This window comes from Leucobacter tenebrionis, assembly GCF_019884725.1.
Classification (GTDB): Bacteria; Actinomycetota; Actinomycetes; order Actinomycetales; family Microbacteriaceae; genus Leucobacter; species Leucobacter tenebrionis.
Genome location: NZ_CP082322.1, coordinates 1,856,899 through 1,875,167, shown reverse-complemented (window position 1 = coordinate 1,875,167; position 18,269 = coordinate 1,856,899). Strand labels below are relative to the sequence as shown.

Sequence of the window (18,269 nt, the reverse complement as noted above, 5' to 3'; positions counted from 1 at the left end):
CTTCTCGGCGTTGTGCCGCATCCGGATGCCCGCTGTTTGAATCCGATCGAACAGCGGGCACCCGGCCCAACTCCCCACTTCAACTCAGACAAAGGTGTCGCCAACATGTCACATATGACTGCATCCGCTTCCCGGACAACTGACTGGACGATCTATTCGCTCGAATTCTGTCATGCGGATATGCCGCATGACTTCTTCGGAGGATCGGGTCTCTTCAGCAATCAGGGGATCATCCGCATTCCCATGCTCTACACGTTGATCGTCGGCGGCGAGGTCGGAGGGAAGCAGCATGTCGCGCTCGTAGACTGCGGTTTCAGGAACGACTACTGGCTCGACCGGTATGCGTTCTCGAACTGGGAGAGCCCGGCCCAGGTGCTGGGAAACCTGGGCTTCACTCCGGAAGACGTGGACGTGATCCTCGTCTCCCACATGCACTTCGACCACATGGGGAACTTCGAAGCCTTCCCGAACGCTCAGCTTTACGTGCAGTTCGAAGAGTATGCGGGCTGGTCGAATGCCGTAGACGCGGCGAATCAGATGAACTCCGAAGAGGAGAAGGCGTGGATCTTCTCGTCCTTCGACCCGCAGGACCTGGCACGCGCGGCGCAGGGTATCGCCGACGGGAGAATCCGTTTCGTGCACGGAGACGATGAGCTGCTCCCCGGTGTGACTGCGCGTCTTGCCAGGGATTCGCACACCTTCGGCTCTCAGTGGTTCAAGGTGGAGACGCAGAATGGTCCGTATGTCGTTGCCGGCGATACTGTCTACTGGTACTCCAACATCGAAAAGATGTGGGCGCCCGGATACGGCCAGGGCAATTCGTTCAATCTCATCAATCTGTACCGCACGCTGCAGAGCGAACTCAAACGCGAAACCACCAGGATCATCCCCGGTCACGATCCTGAGATCTCCCAGCGATATCGCTCATGGGTCTCCGAGAGTGGCAACTCGATCACCGAGGTCAACCTTCGAGAGAGTGAAAGCTCTCGGATGCCCGCCAACGCGCCTCGCCTCCTGGCCTGATCGCTAGGTGGAAAACATGTCATCAGATCATGCCCCACGGACTCGCAGCACCCGACAGCCTCTTCTCGGAATCGCAGGACTCGTGTTCGTTGTCATCACGGTTCTCGCGCTCGGGCTCGTCCCTGGCCGAGTGGCCGCGCTGACGACGACCATCACCGCCATCACCTTCGGCCTGCCCGTGCTCATCATTGCGACGCTCTGGTGGAACGGTTGGCCGTTCACCGCCCTCGGCCGCAGTGCCGGAGGGTGGGCTCGATTTGCATTCCTGGTCATCTCCACTTTGGTATTGACCGCGGTGGGTCAGCTCGCCACGGGAGCTCTCGATGTGGCCGGTATCTTCGGCGTCGCGGGATCCTATGGGATCTTCCCCTATGCGTTTGTGCTCGGTGCCGGCGTGTTCGTCGCCGCGCTGCAACTGACCTTCGTTACCGGTCGGATGCCTTTCACGAATCTCCGGCCGGTTGCCGCCGGGTGGGCAGCCATCGCGACAGCGTGGATACTGGGTCTTGCCCAATACTTCTTCCTGCTCAATTGGGACGACGGCCCGGGTCGACCGCCCGCTCCCCCTCTCTCGGGGTATGGGCCGGTGTACGCGCTGGACTGGCCCGCGATTCTGCTCAGCATCTGCGTGATTCAAATGGTGTTCTTTGTGCTTCTCAAAGGCGATCCTTTCGTCAGGATTCGCAGCGCATGGCTCCGTTTCATTGTGGTGAACGTTTTCAGCATCGCCGGCGGGTTGCTGCTGCACTGGGGGCTGCAACTCCTCGGGTTGAACGGCAACATCATCTCCGCCGTGGCAGCCGCCGTGATTGCGGCGGTGATCCTCATCGAGATTCTCTTCTCGGGTTGGCCATTCACCGGTGGCACCGGTGCACCCGCCCAGATCGGGCGGGTAGCGCTCGCGCTGACGATCGCAGCCGTCCTCTACGCGATGCTGGTCGGCTTGGGGTCCATCGGTTATCCGGCGGCGGGTGCCGGAGTGCCTCCGATCGAGCTATGGGTCGCAGGAGTGTGCCTCAATCTCATCGCCGCCTTCTCGATCGTGCATGTCGCAGTGTTCGATCGGTGGCCTCTCGCGGGCTCGGAGCCTGAGACGGCCGGTGATGAGCACCGCGCAACACGAGAATCATCGGAGGTCGGATCATGAGTGAGTTCTATCGAGCATCGAACGGAGCTGTCTTCGCGGACAGACTGGAGCTCGACGCGGCGTACGACGTCGAAGGCGCTGTGGAGGACTTCGGCGTGTACGTCGACTTCTTCGTGAACACCAGCGAACGGGCGAGGCGAGACCTACGCTGCGAACTCGACATCTCCTACGGGCCCACTCGCGCGGAGACGCTCGACATCTTTCCCGGAGAACCCGGCGGGCCGGTCGTCATCTTCATTCACGGCGGGTACTGGAGAACACTGACGAGTAAGGAGTTCAGCCTTGTGGCCCCTGGCCTTGTCTCTCGCGGTGCGACTGTGGTCATTCCGAACTACGCTCTCCTGCCGAGCGTGACGATCGACGAGATCGTGCGTCAGATGCGGGCGGCGGTCGCCTGGGTGCATGACCACATCGCCGAGTACGGAGGCGACCCGAAACGCCTTCTGGTCTCGGGGCATTCGGCGGGTGGCCATCTGACGGCCATGCTGCTCGACACCGATTGGGAAGCCGAGTACGGCATGGCTCCGGACTGCATTACCGCCGGGTGCGCGATCAGCGGCCTGTACGATCTGCGGCCGCTCGCGTTCACCTCCATGCAGCAGGATTTCCGCTTCACCGGCGAGGAGATCCTGCGGAACAGCCCGCAGCTCGGCCTTCCCCGCTCGGCACCGCCCCTGCTCATCACATACGGGGTGGATCAGCCGTCGGAGTTCGCGAGGCAGTCCGAGGACTTCTACGCGGCGTGGAGAGGCGCCGGACTCGAAGCGGAGCTCTGGGCGCGCGAGGGGCTGAACCACTTCGACGAGCTGGAGGCTTTCGGAGAGCCGGGAAGCGAACTGGTCGAAAGGCTGATGGCTCTGCTCGAGCAGGGTGGCCACAGCTGACCAGGCTGCCGCCGGCTCACGCGCTGAAGATCTCTGGATGCTTCGTGAGCTGGCGGCGCGTGCGGCGGATGTGGCCAGTGAGTACGCGCTCCGCTTCGGCAACGTTGCCGTCCCGCAGGGCGGCGATGAGGATGTTGTGCTCGTCGTTCGCGATGCGGCGCTGCTCCGCCGACCAGGTGGCGACGTACGCCCTGCGGTACGGCGCCGTGCTGTTCCACAGCTTCGAGATGAGGTCGCTGAGCTGCTGCGTCTCGGCCCGGGAATAGCTCGCCAGGTGGAACGCGCGGTCGAGCTGCAGGAAGCGGTCGATGTCGCCGGCGTGCGCGATGTCGTCGATTTCGGCGGCGAGCCGTTCGAGCTCGACGTAGTCCTCCTCGGTGAGTGACGGCGCGCTGTACCGCAGCAGCAGCGGTTCCAGCCGCTCGCGCATCTGGTAGATCTCCTCGCACTCGGCGAGGGTGAGGCGGGAGACCCAGGATCCCGAATTCGCGACCGTGGTGACCAGTCCCTCGTGAACGAGGATCCGCAGCGCCTCGCGCACGGGCGCGCGGCTCGCGCCGAAGCGCTCGGCGAGGTCCTCCTGGCGGATCCGCGCGCCCGGGCCGAGTGCGCCGGAGAGGATCTCGTGGCGTAGGCGCCCCGCGATCCGCTCCCCGGCATCGCCCTCGCGGGGTCTGCTTGGGGCCGAATCGGAAAACGCTGGATCGGAAAGCACTGGATGGGTCATGGGAAAGCCTCTCTGAACGCCTGCCCTCTCAGTCTTGCGGATGGGCGGGGTGCCAGAGAAGAGTTCGGGCGTCCTTCTCGTACGCCTTGCCGTCGGGGTAGCTCACGAGCTCGAACTGCATGCCCCACGGCGAGCGGAAATAGACCCAGCGCTGGCCCTCGCTCGCGTTCGAGCTGTGCACGGGCTCGCCCATGATCTCGACGCCCTCCGCGTGCAGGTACTCGAGCGCGGCGTCGAAGTCGTCGACGTAGAACGCGAGGTGGTGCCCGCCGAGGTCGCTGTTGCGGGGCTGGGGGCGCTGCTCGTCGGCCGCCTCGTACTCGAACACCTCGAAGTTCGTGCCGAAGCCGCAGCGGTAGAAGTTGAGCCGACGCATCACGGTGCGGGGGTGCACGCCGAGCTGATCCGCCATCCAGTCGTCCTCGCCACGCAGGAACGGCCCGAGCGAGTAGATCCGTTCGCAGCCGATGACGCGCACGAAGAAGTCATCGGCCTGGTCGAGGTCGGGAACGGTGAAGCCGATGTGGTCCGTTCCGCGCAGTCCCGGTAGTGGCATGTTGGCTCCTTCTGATCGTTCATTGTGGGCAATGCCCAGTATGTGAGCTGGGTCTCGAGGGCTGATTATCGCGAAAACATTGCGATTGGATCCAATTGTGCGTACAGTCATTCTAAACACTTGGCCGCAGGAATCAATGGAGACGTACATGCCGAGACGCCGCAAACTCGATACCGGGGTGCCCTGGGTCGAACTCTCGACCACCGCCGCCGACTGGAAGAAGGCGGATCCCGAACTGCTCGCGACGATGCTCGGTCAGATCCAGCTCATCCGCTCCTTCGAGGAGACGGTACTCGAGCTCGCGGGCGCCGGCCTCGTGCACGGCCCCGCGCACTCGAGCATCGGCCAGGAGGGCGGCGCGGTGGGCTCGATCCTCACCCTCCGCTCGACCGATGCGGTCAACGGTTCGCACCGCGGGCACCACCAGTTCCTCGCGAAGGCGATCACCCATGTCTCGGGCGGCAGGCTCGATCTCGGCTCCCTGGTCGACGCCGACATGCAGGCGATGCTGCAGCGCACCCTGGCCGAGATCCTCGGGCTGGCCCAGGGCTTCTCGGGCGGGCGCGGCGGGTCGATGCACCTGCAGTGGCTCGAGGCCGGCGCGCTCGGCACCAACGCGATCGTGGGCGGCGGAGCGCCCCTCGCGGGCGGCAACGCGTGGGCGCAGAAGTTCGCGGGCACCGACGACGTCTCGATCAACTACTTCGGCGACGGGTCGAGTCAGATCGGCTCGGTGCTCGAATCGATGAACCTCGCCGCGACCTGGAAGACCCCGGTCATGTTCTTCATCGAGAACAATCTCTACGCCGTCTCGACCCACGCGAGCGAGGCCAGTGCCGACACCCGCTTCTCGGTGCGGGGGCAGGGCTTCTCGATCCCGTCCTGGCGCGTCGACGGCATGGACCCGCTCGCCGTGCACCTCGCCACCCAGGAGGCGCTCGAGCGCATGCGATCCGGGGAGGGCCCCGCGATCATCGAGGCCGAGGTCTACCGCTTCTTCCACCAGAACGGCCCCTTCCCCGGCAGCGCCTTCGGCTACCGCACGAAGGACGAGGAGAAGGAGTGGCGGGCGCGCGACCCGCTGACGCGCGTGGCGGCGCAGATGCAGGAGCTGGGGTACGCGACCGAGGCCGAGGTGGCCGCGGTTCGGGATCAGGCCAAGCAGGCCATGACCGACGCCGTCGGGCAGCTCATCGAGGACGACCCGGAGCGGGAGGGCAAGCGGCGGATCAAGCCCGAGCTGTGGCCGGATCCCGCGGTCGTCGACACCGGGATCCGCAGCGACGCGAGCGAGCTCGAACCGCTCGAGGCGAAGGAGCCCTCGGAGATCGGCGGCGAGTGGCGCGACGTCAAGTACGTCGATGCGGTCGCGCAGACCATGGATCGCCGTATGGAGGTCGACGATCGCATCGTCGTGCTCGGCGAGGATGTGCACCGGCTCGGCGGCGGCACGAACGGCGCTACGAAGGGCCTCGCCAAGAAGTACGGCCCCGAGCGCGTCGTCGGCACGCCGATCAGTGAGAACGCCTTCTTCGGCTTCGCGACCGGCGCCGCGCTCGACGGGCGCATCCGCCCCATCGTCGAGTTCATGTACCCCGACTTCATGTGGGTGGCCGCCGACCAGGTCTTCAACCAGGCGGGCAAGGCGCGCCACATGTTCGGCGACAACAACGACCTCCCCCTGGTGCTGCGCACCAAGGTCGCGATGGGCGTCGGCTACGGATCGCAGCACCTCATGGACCCCGCGGGCATCTTCGCGACGCAGGCGGGATGGCGGATCGTCGCGGCGTCGAACGCTGCCGACTACGTCGGCCTCATGAACGCGGCGCTCGCGCTCGAGGATCCGGTGCTCGTGATCGAGCACGTCGATCTCTACGGCAAGGCCGACCGGCTCCCCGAGGGCGACCTCGATTACATCATCCCGCCGGGATCCGCCGCGGTGCGGCGCGCGGGATCGGACGTCACCGTGCTCAGCTACCTGACGATGGTCGATCACTCGCTCGAGGCGATCGAGCAGACCGGCGTCGACGCCGAGCTGATCGACCTGCGCTGGCTCGACCGCGCCTCGCTCGACTGGGACACCATCGGCGAGAGCATCAAGAAGACCAACGCCGTGCTGATCGTGGAGCAGGGCGCGAGCGGGCCGTCGTACGGCGGCTGGCTCGCCGACGAGATCCAGCGCCGCTACTTCGACTGGCTCGATCAGCCCGTCGAGCGCGTCACCGGCGGCGAGGCGAGCCCCAGCATCTCGAAAGTGCTCGAGCGCGCGGCGATCGCACGCACCGAGGAAGTGGTCGCCGGCCTCGAACGGGTGCGCGCCGCGATGGGAGGCGAGAACTGATGGCTGCGATCGTGCGCATGCCCGAGCTCGTCACCGGTTCGGCCGAGGCGGCGATCGCCGGCTGGCTCGTCGCCGAGGGCGACGAGGTGTCGGAGGGTCAGGCGCTCGTTGAGATCGAGACCGAGAAGGCCACCGTCGAGTACGAGGCCGAGGCCGCGGGCGTGCTCGCCGGGATGCTGGCCGAGGCCGGCGCCACCGTCGAGGTCGGCACGCCGATCGCGGTGCTCGCGACCGGCGGCCAGTCGGCGGAGGAGGCGCTCGCGGAGGCCGGGGTCTCGGGTGCATCGGGTTCGGGATCGGACCCGGCCTCCGAGCCTGCTCCGGCCCCAGAGCCTGCTCCGGTCCCCGAGTCCGTCGAGGAGCCGTCCGAGGCGGCCCTCGCAGCGGCAACCTCCGAGGAGGATGCCGGATCACCGGCTGCCGAACTCGTCCGATCCCCTGACCCCGACAGCGCCCCTGAGCCCGTTCCGTCCTCTGGACCCGCCTCGGCCTCCGAACCCGCGGCCGCGGCCGATCCCGCGATCCCGCACGAGCGCCTCTTCGCGAGCCCGCTCGTGCGCAAGCTCGCCCGGGAGCGCGGCCTCCAGCTCAGCGGCGTGCGCGGCACGGGCCCGGGCGGGCGCATCGTCCGACGGGATATCGAGCGGCTGGAAGCCGCACCGGCCCAGGAAGTCCCCGCGGAGCAGCGGGCGACCACCGCGTCGCCTGAGCCGCAGGCGACGCCTCCTGCCCCCGCGGCCGCTCCGTCTGCTGACGGGGCGTACACCGATGTGCCGCACACCGGCATGCGCCGGGCGATCGCGCGACGACTCACCGAGAGCAAGAGCACGGTGCCGCACTTCTACCTCGTCGCCGACTGCCGCGTGGACGCGCTGCTCGCACTGCGCAAGCAGATCAACGAGTTCGAGGGGACGCGCATCTCGGTCAACGACTTCGTGGTGAAGGCCGTCGCGGCCGCCCTGCAGGACGTGCCGGGAGCCAACGCGATCTGGACCGACGAGGCCACTCGCCGCTTCGACAGCGTCGATATCTCGGTCGCGGTCTCCGTGCCCGACGGCTTGTTGACGCCCGTGGTGCGCGGTGTCGAGAAGCTCTCGCTCGGGGCGCTCAGCCGCGAGATCCGCGACTACGCCGAGCGCTCGCGCGAGGGCCGGCTCAGGCAGCACGAGCTCGAGGGCGGATCCTTCTCGGTCTCCAACCTCGGCATGTACGGTACGAGCGAGTTCTCGGCGATCCTGAACCCGCCGCAGGCCGGCATCCTGGCCGTCGGCGCCGCCGAGCAGCGGCCCGTGGTCGAACCGGACGGCACGCTGGGCGTGGCGACGCTCATGACGGTCACGCTCTCCGCCGACCATCGCGTGCTCGACGGTGCGCTCGCCGCCGAGTGGCTCGCCGCGTTCAAGAAGCGCATCGAGCAGCCGATGAGTCTGCTGATCTGAGGTTCTGACGGTGCCCGTACTGCTCCGTCTCGATTCCTCCGCGGGAGGGGCGTCCTTGCGCGCCCGCTGAGCGGACTGGCGGCGGCGCTCCACGGCCTGCCCGGGGCCGGGAGCAGAGTGGCCATCGGCCCGCGCTCGTGGCCAACGAGCAGATCCGGACCGTGAGCCGCGACCGGATCACCGGAATCGCTGGTTCGGTGCCTCCGTCGGCACTCGTCGAGGTCCGCCGGTGACTCACCGACTTCCTGGAGCTCGAGGTGCTGTAGGCGCCTTGCGGCCGGTGTCGAGTCGCAGGGGCCTGCCGCGCGAAACAGCGCCGCGAGTTCGCCTGCCGTTATGCAGCGGTTCATCTGCCGGTCGACCGGGTGCTGAAACCTGGATGAGGTGCATGAGCACCTACCAGGAGGAGAACTATGAAGGCCCCGAAATCGAGGCTGTGGCTGAAGAGCGCCGCGGCCGCCGTCGTGAGTTGCGCGCTCGTCGCCGCGCCGCTGGCCTCGACGACGGCGACCGCCGCCGTCGTCGACGCGCCGATCGCCTACTCGGCGAGTGACGCCACGCTCGCGCTGACCCCGATCGGCTCGTTCGAGACCGGCGTGTTCGACGAGTCGGCCGCCGAGATCGTGCAGGCGCACGGCGATCGCCTGTTCGTGGTGAACGCGCAGGCGGGATCCGTGAGCGTGCTCGACTACTCGAATCCGGCCGCGATGACCGAGCTGTTCGCCATCGGCTCCGAGGGTGTGGCGAACTCGGTGGCGATCCGGCCCGACGGGCTCGGGGTCGTCGCCTTCGAGGCGAGCGTGAAGACCGATCCCGGCCACCTGCTGTTCTTCGACGCGAACGCGAGCGACGCGGCATCCGCGGTTCTCGGCACCGTCACCGTGGGAGCGCTGCCCGACATGGTCACGATCTCAGGAGACGGCGCATACGCCGTCGTCGCGAACGAGGGTGAACCCGCCGACGACTTCTCGGTGGACCCGGAGGGGTCGATCGCCGTGGTCGCGCTGCCCGGAGAGCTCGCCGCCCCCGCGCAGGACGCGGTGCGCATCGCGGACTTCCACGCGTTCGAGGGCGACGCGCTGCCGGAGGGCGTGCGCGTGTTCGGTCCGACCCCGCACGGCGACGATCTGCCCGTCAGCCGCAACCTCGAACCCGAGTACGTCGCGGTCGACGGCGGCGCCGCATACGTGGCCCTGCAGGAGGCGAACGCCGTCGCAGAGGTCGACCTGGCCTCGGCGACGGTCAGCGCGATCAGACCGCTCGGGTTCAAGGATCACGGGCTCGCGCAGAACGCGCTCGATCCGAGCGACAAGGACGGCAGGGCCGAGCTGCGCAGCTACGAGGGGCTCAAGGGCGTGTACATGCCCGACGCGATCGACGCGTACACCGCCGGCGACGGCGCGAGCTACCTCGTCACGGCGAACGAGGGCGATGCCCGCGAGTGGGGCGACTACGCAGAGCCGTCGCGGGTGAAGGACCTGGCCGACGAGAGCGGGGCGCCCGGAGACGGGTACGGCCCGGTCTGCGCGGACAGCGCGCTCGCGGACAAGCTCGGCGACGACGAGCTGGGGCGCCTGAACGTCACGAAGGAGCTCGGCTTCGACGAGGCCCGCAGCTGCTACTCCGAGCTGTACGCCTTCGGTGGACGGTCGTTCTCGATCTGGAGCACCGCGGGCGAGCTGGTCTGGGATTCGGGATCATCGTTCGAGGAGGTCACCCTCGCCGCGAACCCCGAGTACTTCAATTCGAACCACGGCGAATCGAACCTCGAGGGACGCAGCGACGACAAGGGTCCCGAACCGGAGTCGGTCGTCGTCGGGCAGGTCGGCGACCGCAGCTACGCGTTCGTCGGCTTCGAGCGCGTGGGCGGCATCGCGGCCTACGACATCACGAACCCGGGCTCGCCCTCGTTCGTGACCTACGTCAACAACCGCGACTTCTCCCAGTCGGTCGAGGAGGGCGGCGACCTCGCCGCCGCCGGTGATCTCGGTCCCGAGGGCCTCGCCTTCGTCGACGCGGGGGATTCGCCCACCGGCACTCCTCTGCTCGTCGCGGGCAACGAGGTCTCGGGCACGACGACCGTGTTCTCGATCGAGGATCTGCTGGCCCCCGTCGACGTGCAGGTGCTCACGATCAACGACTTCCACGGCCGGATCGAGGCGAACGTCGAGAGCGGGGAGGCTGGTGCGGCCGTGCTCGCCGGCGCGGTGCAGAGCTATCGGGCCGAGAATCCGAACACCCTGTTCGCCTCCGCGGGCGACAACATCGGCGCGTCGACCTTCACCTCGTTCATCGACGACGACTCGCCGACCATCGAGTCACTCGCGCAGGCGGGGCTCGACGTGAGCGTCGTGGGCAACCACGAGTTCGATCGCGGTTTCGCCGACCTCGTGGAGCGTGTGATCCCCGGCTTCGGGGGCGATCAGTTCGCGCTCGGAGCGAATGTGTACCGGAAGGGCACGAAGACGCCCGCGCTGCGCGAGTACGTCGTGCAGGAGGTCGACGGGGTGCGCGTCGCATTCATCGGCACGGTGACCGAGCAGACCGCCGCGATGGTCAGCCCGACCGGCATCGCCGACATCGAGTTCGGAGACCAGCTCGAGGCCGTCAACCGGGTCTCGGCAGAGATCGAGGCGGGGGACCTCGCGGACGTGACGGTGCTGCTCACGCACGAGGGATCCGAGACGAGCGACTGCGCGGCCGTCGAGGCCGACACCACGAAGTTCGGCGAGCTCGTCCGCGGCGCAGATGACGCGGTCGACGCGATCGTCTCGGCGCATACCCATCAGAAGTACGACTGCGTGATCGACGGGCGCCCGGTCATCCAGGCGCACCAGTACGGCACGACTGTCGGCAAGCTCGACATCCGCGTGGACCGGGCGAGCAAGCAGCTCGTCTCGATCGAGGGCGGGCTCGTGCCGCTCGTCGTCGACGGCGCCGCGGCGTTCGAGCCGGATCCGGAGGTCGAAGGTATCGTGAACGCAGCCGTGGAGAATGCCGAGGAGCGGGGATCCGTGCCCGTCGGCCGCATCAGCGCCGACATCGTGCGCGGCGGCGAGCCGTCGGGGAGCGACCGCGGAGTGGAGTCGTCGATCGGCAACCTCGTCGCCGACATGTACCTGTGGTCGACCTCGAACGAGGGGTACGCGGGAGCACCCGCCTCGATCGGCCTCATGAATCCCGGCGGGCTCCGAGACGATCTGCGCTTCGGCGACGACGGCACGGTGACCTACCGCGATGTCGCGAACGTGCAGCCGTTCGCGAATACGATCGTGACGGTCTCGCTGACCGGGGCGCAGCTGAAGGCGGTGCTCGAGGAGCAGTGGCAGCCCGACGGGGCGTCGCGGCCGAAGCTGCACCTCGGAGTCTCGGAGGGCTTCAGCTACGAGTACGACCCCGATGCGGCTCGCGGGGAGCGCATCGTCTCCATGGCGCTGCACGGAGAGGCGATCGACCCGGCGGCGACGTACACGGTCGCGACCAACTCGTTCCTGGCAGGCGGAGGCGACAACTTCCTCACCTTCGCGGAGGGGACGGATCGCACCGATACCGGCCAGGCGGACCTGGCGGCCTCGATCGCCTACTTCGAGGCGCACGAGGTCGTCGACCCGGCTCCGCTCGGCCGGGCGGTGCTGAGCGACGGGCCGGGCGGCGGCGATCCCGAGGGTGACGTCGACAACGACGGCAACGCGGATAGCGGGAGCGGTGCCGACGGCGATGGGACCGACAGCGAGGGTGACGCCGCGGGATCCGGTGCCGATAGTGACGGTGCCGGTAGCGGCGGCGATGGCGCGGGCGCCGATGGTGCGGGATCGGACGGGCGCATCGCCGAGCAACCGGGCAGCGACCTGGCGAGCACCGGAGGCGATGCGCCGCTCCTGATGAGCGTCGCCGCGGGCGCGCTGCTCGTGCTCGGCGCGGGCGTGCTCGTGCTGCGCGCTCGACGAGGCGCCTGAACCGGGCGCGGGGCGGTCCGTCCGCGCGGGCATGACAATGCCGAGTCCCCGCGGGCGGGCCACCGCGCGGGGACTCGGCAGCTCGGAGGCGCCTCTAGGACTTCGCTGCGACGAACTCGATCGCGCAGCGCGCGTCGGCGGGCAGCCCGACCGACATGGTGATGTGCTGCGGGTGTGCCCCGTCGTAACCGCACCGATCTGCCCTGAAGCACCGAAATCGGCCGAAATCGTGTGTTCTACGGCAGATCGGTGCAGTTGCGTGCGGGAGTGCGGGGTGCGTGCGGGGGGTGCGGTGGGTTGCGTGCGGGGGCGACGGGTGGAGCGGGCGGCGGCGTGGCGCGCGCCTCACTCCACCTCTTCGGTGATCACGAAGAGCAGTTCGGTGATCCGGCCCCCGAGCTCCTCCGACCCCTCCGAGACGGCGCCGCCCGAGAGCGCGGCGAGTCGAGCCGCGCGGTCGTAAAGCCCGTCGAAGACGGCGAGGGCCCGCTCGACGGGCAGGATGAAGCGGCGGCCCGCGGCGTCGACGAGTTTCTCGACGACCTCGGCGAGCTCGCTCTTGAGCGCGTCGAGGAAGCCCGCGAACCCCGGAGGGGCGATCTCGGGATCCCGCATGGCGAGCAGCATGAACTCCGTCTCGAGTGCGAACCACGCCGATTCGGCGTCGACCGGCGCGAGGAACTCCTGCACGTACTCGGCGACCTCGGCGGGCTGCAGGGGCTCGTTGCACTCCTGCAGGTGCGGGATGAGTTGCTCGGCCCGCCGGGTGAGCTGCGCCGCGCGCAGCTCGTACTGGTGCTGCAGTGCGGCGAGGAACAGCTCCTCCTTGCTCGAGAAGTTCGAGTAGAACGCGCCGCGGCTGAATCCGGCGCGGCTGCAGACCTGCTCGACGGTGGCGCCCTGCAGGCCGGCTTCGGTGAAGACCTCGGCGGCGGCATCGAGGAGCCGATTGCGGGTCTCCCGGCGGCGAGCGCTCGGAGCCGGATCCGACCCGGATCCGGGCGCTGCGGGTTCGGGAGCGGCGGAGAACATGCCTGTCATTGTCTCACGCGAAGCCGAAGCTGAGAACGCACCGATACATCCGTGTATCCAGTCGGATACACTGGTGTATCGATTCGATGCATCCGTGCATCGAAACGCGTCAGCTCGCTCGCGCCACCGGAAGGCCCGCATGTCCACACTGCTCTACGCCCTCGGACGCTGGGCGGCCCGTGCCCGAATGCTCGTGCTCGTGCTCTGGATCGCCCTGCTCGCGTTGCTCGGCACGGGCGCCGCGCTCTTCGGCCAGGGCGCGAACGCACCGATCACGATCCCCGGCACGGAGTCGCAGCAGGCGCTCGACGAACTCGGCCGCACCTTCCCCGAGGTGAGCGGCACGAGCGCCACGATCATCGTGGTCGCGGCAGACGGGGAGCGGGTCGACGATTCGGTCTACGAGCGCATCATCGACGACGCCGCCTCGGCACTCGAGGACGTGCCGAGCGTGACCGCCGTGCAGACGCCCTTCAGCGACCAGGCGAGCGGCGGCCTCGCGGACGACGGCAGCGCCGCGCTGATCACGGTGCAGGTCGAGGGAGATATGTCCACCGTGCCCGACGCGACCGTGGAGGGGATCGAGCGGGCCACCGACGAACTTCGGGATCGTCTGCCCTCCGGCGCTGAGACCTCCTACGGCGGCGAGATGTTCTCCGCGGCCGTGCCGGGCATCAGCCCGACCGAGGCCGTCGGCGTGGTGATCGCGTTCGTGGTGCTGATCCTCACCCTCGGCTCGCTCATCGCTGCCGGTATGCCGCTGCTCATCGCGATCATCGGCGTCGGGGTCTCGATTGCGGGCCTCTTCCTGGTCACCGCGTTCGCCGACCTCACCTCGACCACCCCGATGCTCGCCCTCATGCTCGGCCTCGCCGTGGGCATCGACTACACGCTCTTCATCGTGAGCCGGCACCAGGAGCAGCTGCGGGCCGGCGCCGAGGTCGAGGAGTCGATCGCCCGCGCCACCGCGACCAGCGGATCGGCCGTGGTGTTCGCCGGCCTCACCGTCATCATCGCCCTCGTGGGCCTCGCGGTCGCGGGGATCCCGTTCCTCACCGCCCTCGGCGTCGCCGCGGCCGCGGCGGTCGCGGTGGCGGTGCTCATCTCGGTGACGCTGACGCCCGCGATCATGGCGATGGCGGGCATGCGGATCCTGCCGAAGAAGCAACGGCGCGCGCTCGCCTCCGCTGCCGAGCAGGCCCGCGAGCTCGCGCAGGATGACGCGATCTCCCACACCCCCTCCCGCGCCGACCGGTTCTTCGCCGGCTGGGTGCGCGCGGTGACGCGGCGGCCGATCCTCACGATCGTCGCGGTGCTCGCCGCGCTCGGCCTCGCGGCCGTGCCCGCGCTCGACCTGCGGCTGGCCCTGCCCAACGCGACCTCGCTGCCCGCCGACGATCCCGCCCGCGTCACCTACGAGCTGACGGGGGAGCACTTCGGCGAGGGCCACAACGGCCCGCTGCTGCTGACGGGTTCGATCATCACGAGCGAGGATCCGCTCGGCCTCATGGACGACCTCAAGCGCGAGGTCGAGCGAGTGCCGGGCGTAGCCGATGTGCCGCTCGCGACCCCGAATCAAGGGGCCGACACCGCCATCATCCAGGTGGTGCCCGAGGCGGGGCCGCACTCCGAGAGCACCGCCGATCTGGTGCACACCCTGCGCGAGCACCACGACGAGTGGCTGCACGAGTACGGCGTCAGCCTCTCCGTCACCGGGTTCACCGCGGTCGGCATCGACGTCTCCGAGATGCTGATGCACGCGCTGCTGCCGTTCGGCGTGCTCGTGGTCGGGCTCTCGCTGATCCTGCTCGCCATGGTCTTCCGCTCGGTCTGGGTGCCCATCAAGGCCACGCTCGGTTATCTGCTCTCGGTGGGGGCGGCGTTCGGCGCGGTGGTCGCGGTGTTCCAGTGGGGGTGGTTCGCGGATCTGCTGCACGTGAGCTCCACCGGCCCCGTGCTGAGCTTCATGCCGATCATCCTCATGGGCGTGCTCTTCGGCCTGGCGATGGACTACGAGGTCTTCCTGGTCTCGCGCATCCGCGAGGAGTACGTGCACGGCGCTTCCGCCCGCGAGGCGATCAGCCGGGGCTTCGTGGGGAGCGCCAAGGTGGTCACCGCGGCGGCGCTCATCATGTTCGCGGTGTTCGCCGCGTTCGTGCCCGAGGGCGACCCGTCGATCAAGGTCATCGCGCTCGGGCTCGCAGTGGGCGTGTTCGTCGACGCGTTCATCGTGCGCATGACGCTCGTGCCGGCGGTCATGGCGCTGTTGGGCGACCGCGCCTGGTGGATGCCGCGCGGGCTGTCACGGGTGCTGCCGGCGTTCGACGTCGAGGGCGAGGGCCTCGCGCGCGAGATCGAGCACCGGGAGTGGCCGGCCGATATGCCGCACGCCGTCATCGCGGCCGAGCGGCTGGGACTGCGCGGCGCGCCGGCGCTGCCGACGCTGCGGGTGGCTCCCGGCGAGGCGCTGCTGCTCTCGCCGCGCGATCCGCTGTCGCTGCCGCTCGCCGAGACGCTCACGGGGCGCGGACCCATCGTGACCGGCACCGTGAAGGTCGACGGGCTGCTGCTGCCCGAACGCGCCGCGTCGTTGCGCGCCCGCTCGGCCTGGGCGGATCCCGAGTCGCTGCGCGAGGCGCTGCGGGATCGGCCCACGGTACTGCTGCTCGATCTGCGTGCGGCGGCTGCGCGCCCGATGCCGCTCCCGCTCGTCGAGAGCGCGCGCTCCGCGCTCGCGGCGGCGCATATCGAGGGGAGTCGCGGATCGGCGCCGCCTCCCACGGTCATCGTGCTCGGCCCGCGCGAGCTCGCCGAGCGGCTGCTGCCCGCAGGCACGGTGCTCGTCGAGCCGGTCGCGGCGGGTGCACTCGAGACCGCCGCCGCTGGAGCCGCGGGCCAGGCCGCGGGCGACGATCCTGCCTCGCCGAACCTGACCCGGCCCGCCGCCGACACCACGACTCTGGAAGGAACCGCACGATGAGCCTGCCGCTCACGCCCCTCCGGGGCCGCAAGCCCGTTCACTGGACCACCGTGCTCGGGCTGCTGCTCGTACCGCTCACCGTCGCTGGCCTGCTGCTGTGGGGCCTGTGGAACCCCACGGAGCGCCTGGACACGGTCACCGCCGCCCTCGTCAACCACGACGAGCCGGTCGAGGTCGACGGGCAGCTCGTGCCGCTCGGGCGCGTGTTGGCGGGCGAGCTGATCGGATCCGCCTCGCCCTCCGATCCTCCCGGAGAGAGCGGCTCGGGTTCCGACACCGACGAACCCGCGAACTTCACCTGGGTGCTGACCGACGAGGACGACGCCCGGCAGGGGCTCGACGACGGCCGGTACTCGACCGTCGTCACGATCCCCGAGAACTTCTCGGCCGCCGCGACCTCGCTCTCGAGCGGGCCCGGCGACGCCGAGCAGGCGCACATCGACATCGCGGAGAGCGACCGCGGGCGGCTCATCGACACCGCCCTGAGCGGCATCGTCACGCAGACCGCGACGAGCGTGCTCAACCAGCAGCTCGGCTCGCAGTTCGTGGGCGGCGTGTTCGTCGGCATGAACGAGCTGCACGGCGGCATCGGCGAAGCGGCCGACGGGGCGGCGCAACTCGCGGACGGCGGTGCGCAGCTCGCCGATGGCGCGGGATCGCTCGCAGAGGGCGCCTCCCAGCTCTCCGAGGGCACGCAGCAGCTCTCCGCGGGCGCCGGCGAGCTGGCATCGGGCGCCGGCCAGCTGTCGGCCGGCGTGGGAGCGCTGTCGGGCGGCGCCGGCGAACTCGCGACCGGAGCCGCGGGCCTCGCCGACGGGGTCGGCCGGTACGTCGACGGAGCCTCGACGCTCGCGCAGTCCTACGCCCCCCTCGAGCAGGGTACGGTCGCCGCGGCGACGCAGCTGAAGACCCTCGTCTCGGCACTCGGCCGGCTGCAGGTCGACGCCGCGGAGCCTCAGTCCCAGCTCGAGGTCGGGATGACGGCGGCGGGTGCGGCCGCTGCGGGGCTGGGCGAGGATCTCGGCACCCTCTATCCGCAGTGCCTCGCGTCGGGTGCGACGCAGGAGTTCTGCGACAGCATGCTCGCGACGCTGCAGACGCGCGCCGGCGAGATCGGAGCCGGGCTCTCCACCGCCCAGACAGGGGCCGAGGGCCTCGGAAGCGCCATGACGACGCTGCAGGGCTCCGTCGGCGGCGGGCAGCCCGGCAGCGATCCGACCGCGCAACTCGACCAGCTCATCGCCGGCACCGGCGAGTTCGGCCGCGGCCTCGAGTCCTTCGCCGCGCAGGGGGCCGACCTCTCGGCGGGCGCGTCGCAGCTGGCGGACGGCTCCGCCGAGCTCTCATCGGGCACCGCGCAGCTCTCGGAGGGAGCCTCGGGCCTCGCCTCGGGGGCCTCGCAGCTCGCCTCGGGCACCTCCGAGCTCGCGGCCAACGCCCCCCAGCTCGCGGAGGGGGCATCGCAGCTCGCCGAGGGGACCGAGCAGTCGGCCAGCGGCGCGGGCGACCTCGCCAGCGGTCTTGACGAGGCCGTGAACGGGATCCCGAACTACACCGAGGCCCAGCGCGACCGTCTCGCCGAGACCGCGGTCGCGCCGGTGGAGGCGCGCGGCGTCAGTGACGAGCTGTTCAACGCCTCGGGCGTGCCGCTGTTCGCGGGGATCGCGCTGTGGGCCGGGGCGCTCGCCGCGTTCCTCGTGCTCGCGCCGCTGTGGCACCGCACGCGCGAGGCAGCCCGCGGAGTCGGGTGGATCACGCTGCGCAGCGCCGCGCCCGCCGTCGCGCTCGGCGCGGTGCAGGGTGCCATCGCGGGGATCGTGCTGCCGCTCGCGCTCGGCTACGAGCTGGGGCGCGGCACGGCCTTCTTCGGGCTCGCGCTGCTGGCGGGGGTCGCGTTCGCGCTCGTGGTGCAGGGGCTATCCGCGCTGCTGGGCGGCTTCGGCCGGTTCGTGGCGTTCGTGCTGCTCGTGGTGGCGTTCGCGGTGGGCATCGTGTCGACCGTGCCCGGCCCGCTCGCCGCGGCCGGCGACGCGAGTCCGATCGGGGCGGCGCTCGAGGGCTTCCAGGCGATCGCGACGGGCGCCTCGGGGGCAGGGATCGCGGCGGTGGTGCTCGCGCTGTGGGCGCTGGGCGGGCTGGTGCTCACCGTGCTCGCGGTCGCGCGGGATCGGCGTCGCGCCTGAG

The 18,269-nt window shown here is 69.6% G+C and carries 11 protein-coding genes; 8 read left to right on the top strand and 3 right to left on the bottom strand.

Features of this window, described 5'->3' with window-relative positions:
* Nucleotides 1-114 precede the first annotated feature (114 nt).
* From KVY00_RS08665 to KVY00_RS08655, 3 genes are all read left to right on the top strand, one after another.
* Nucleotides 115-1,023, top strand: a complete 909-nt coding sequence (locus tag KVY00_RS08665) for an N-acyl homoserine lactonase family protein (protein ID WP_223042591.1) — start codon at nt 115-117, stop codon at nt 1,021-1,023.
* An 82-nt stretch (nt 1,024-1,105) separates the two neighbouring features.
* A complete protein-coding gene (locus KVY00_RS08660) occupies nt 1,106-2,170 on the top strand; it encodes a hypothetical protein (RefSeq protein ID WP_223042590.1) in 1,065 nt (354 codons plus the stop codon).
* Nucleotides 2,167-3,054: an alpha/beta hydrolase gene (locus tag KVY00_RS08655; RefSeq protein ID WP_223042589.1), complete on the top strand. Its 888-nt coding sequence runs from the start codon at nt 2,167-2,169 to the stop codon at nt 3,052-3,054. The genes KVY00_RS08660 and KVY00_RS08655 overlap by 4 nt, the downstream gene beginning before the upstream one ends.
* A 16-nt stretch (nt 3,055-3,070) precedes the next feature.
* Here the strand turns inward: KVY00_RS08655 and KVY00_RS08650 are convergent, their stop codons facing one another.
* Nucleotides 3,071-3,781 carry a GntR family transcriptional regulator gene (locus KVY00_RS08650; RefSeq protein WP_223042588.1) on the bottom strand — a complete coding sequence of 237 codons (711 nt, stop codon included), beginning with the start codon at nt 3,779-3,781 and terminating at the stop codon, nt 3,071-3,073.
* A 28-nt stretch (nt 3,782-3,809) separates the two neighbouring features.
* Nucleotides 3,810-4,337 carry a VOC family protein gene (locus KVY00_RS08645; RefSeq protein ID WP_223042587.1) on the bottom strand — a complete coding sequence of 176 codons (528 nt, stop codon included), beginning with the start codon at nt 4,335-4,337 and terminating at the stop codon, nt 3,810-3,812.
* A 148-nt stretch (nt 4,338-4,485) separates the two neighbouring features.
* Here KVY00_RS08645 and KVY00_RS08640 point away from each other — a divergent pair, with 148 nt between their 5' ends.
* The 3 genes from KVY00_RS08640 (at nt 4,486) to KVY00_RS08630 (ending at nt 12,073) form a co-directional block, all read left to right on the top strand.
* Nucleotides 4,486-6,678: an alpha-ketoacid dehydrogenase subunit alpha/beta gene (locus KVY00_RS08640; protein ID WP_223042586.1), complete on the top strand. Its 2,193-nt coding sequence runs from the start codon at nt 4,486-4,488 to the stop codon at nt 6,676-6,678.
* Nucleotides 6,678-8,117: a pyruvate dehydrogenase complex dihydrolipoamide acetyltransferase gene (locus tag KVY00_RS08635; RefSeq protein WP_223042585.1), complete on the top strand. Its 1,440-nt coding sequence runs from the start codon at nt 6,678-6,680 to the stop codon at nt 8,115-8,117. The genes KVY00_RS08640 and KVY00_RS08635 overlap by 1 nt, the downstream gene beginning before the upstream one ends.
* A gap of 413 nt (nt 8,118-8,530) precedes the next feature.
* Entirely contained in the window at nt 8,531-12,073 is a 3,543-nt protein-coding gene (locus tag KVY00_RS08630; RefSeq protein ID WP_223042584.1) for a choice-of-anchor I family protein, read from the top strand.
* Between the two features lie 345 nt (nt 12,074-12,418).
* Here the strand turns inward: KVY00_RS08630 and KVY00_RS08625 are convergent, their stop codons facing one another.
* Complete coding sequence (locus KVY00_RS08625) at nt 12,419-13,105, bottom strand: TetR/AcrR family transcriptional regulator (RefSeq protein WP_223042583.1); 687 nt, start codon at nt 13,103-13,105, stop codon at nt 12,419-12,421.
* Between the two features lie 139 nt (nt 13,106-13,244).
* On the opposite strand from KVY00_RS08625, the gene KVY00_RS08620 reads away from it, so the two are divergent.
* On the top strand, nt 13,245-16,085 hold the full coding sequence (locus tag KVY00_RS08620; protein ID WP_223042582.1) for an MMPL family transporter: 2,841 nt from the start codon (nt 13,245-13,247) through the stop codon (nt 16,083-16,085).
* On the top strand, nt 16,082-18,268 hold the full coding sequence (locus tag KVY00_RS08615; protein WP_223042581.1) for a YhgE/Pip domain-containing protein: 2,187 nt from the start codon (nt 16,082-16,084) through the stop codon (nt 18,266-18,268). The genes KVY00_RS08620 and KVY00_RS08615 overlap by 4 nt, the downstream gene beginning before the upstream one ends.
* The last annotated feature ends 1 nt before the right edge of the window (nt 18,269 follow it).

Coding starts and splice junctions, on each gene's coding strand:
- KVY00_RS08640 (WP_223042586.1), top strand. CDS start 4,486: ATGCCGAGACGCCGCAAACTCGATACCGGGGTGCCCTGGGTCGAACTC.
- KVY00_RS08615 (WP_223042581.1), top strand. CDS start 16,082: ATGAGCCTGCCGCTCACGCCCCTCCGGGGCCGCAAGCCCGTTCACTGG.
- KVY00_RS08655 (WP_223042589.1), top strand. CDS start 2,167: ATGAGTGAGTTCTATCGAGCATCGAACGGAGCTGTCTTCGCGGACAGA.
- KVY00_RS08650 (WP_223042588.1), bottom strand. CDS start 3,781: ATGACCCATCCAGTGCTTTCCGATCCAGCGTTTTCCGATTCGGCCCCA.
- KVY00_RS08630 (WP_223042584.1), top strand. CDS start 8,531: ATGAAGGCCCCGAAATCGAGGCTGTGGCTGAAGAGCGCCGCGGCCGCC.
- KVY00_RS08635 (WP_223042585.1), top strand. CDS start 6,678: ATGGCTGCGATCGTGCGCATGCCCGAGCTCGTCACCGGTTCGGCCGAG.
- KVY00_RS08645 (WP_223042587.1), bottom strand. CDS start 4,337: ATGCCACTACCGGGACTGCGCGGAACGGACCACATCGGCTTCACCGTT.
- KVY00_RS08665 (WP_223042591.1), top strand. CDS start 115: ATGACTGCATCCGCTTCCCGGACAACTGACTGGACGATCTATTCGCTC.
- KVY00_RS08620 (WP_223042582.1), top strand. CDS start 13,245: ATGTCCACACTGCTCTACGCCCTCGGACGCTGGGCGGCCCGTGCCCGA.
- KVY00_RS08625 (WP_223042583.1), bottom strand. CDS start 13,105: ATGTTCTCCGCCGCTCCCGAACCCGCAGCGCCCGGATCCGGGTCGGAT.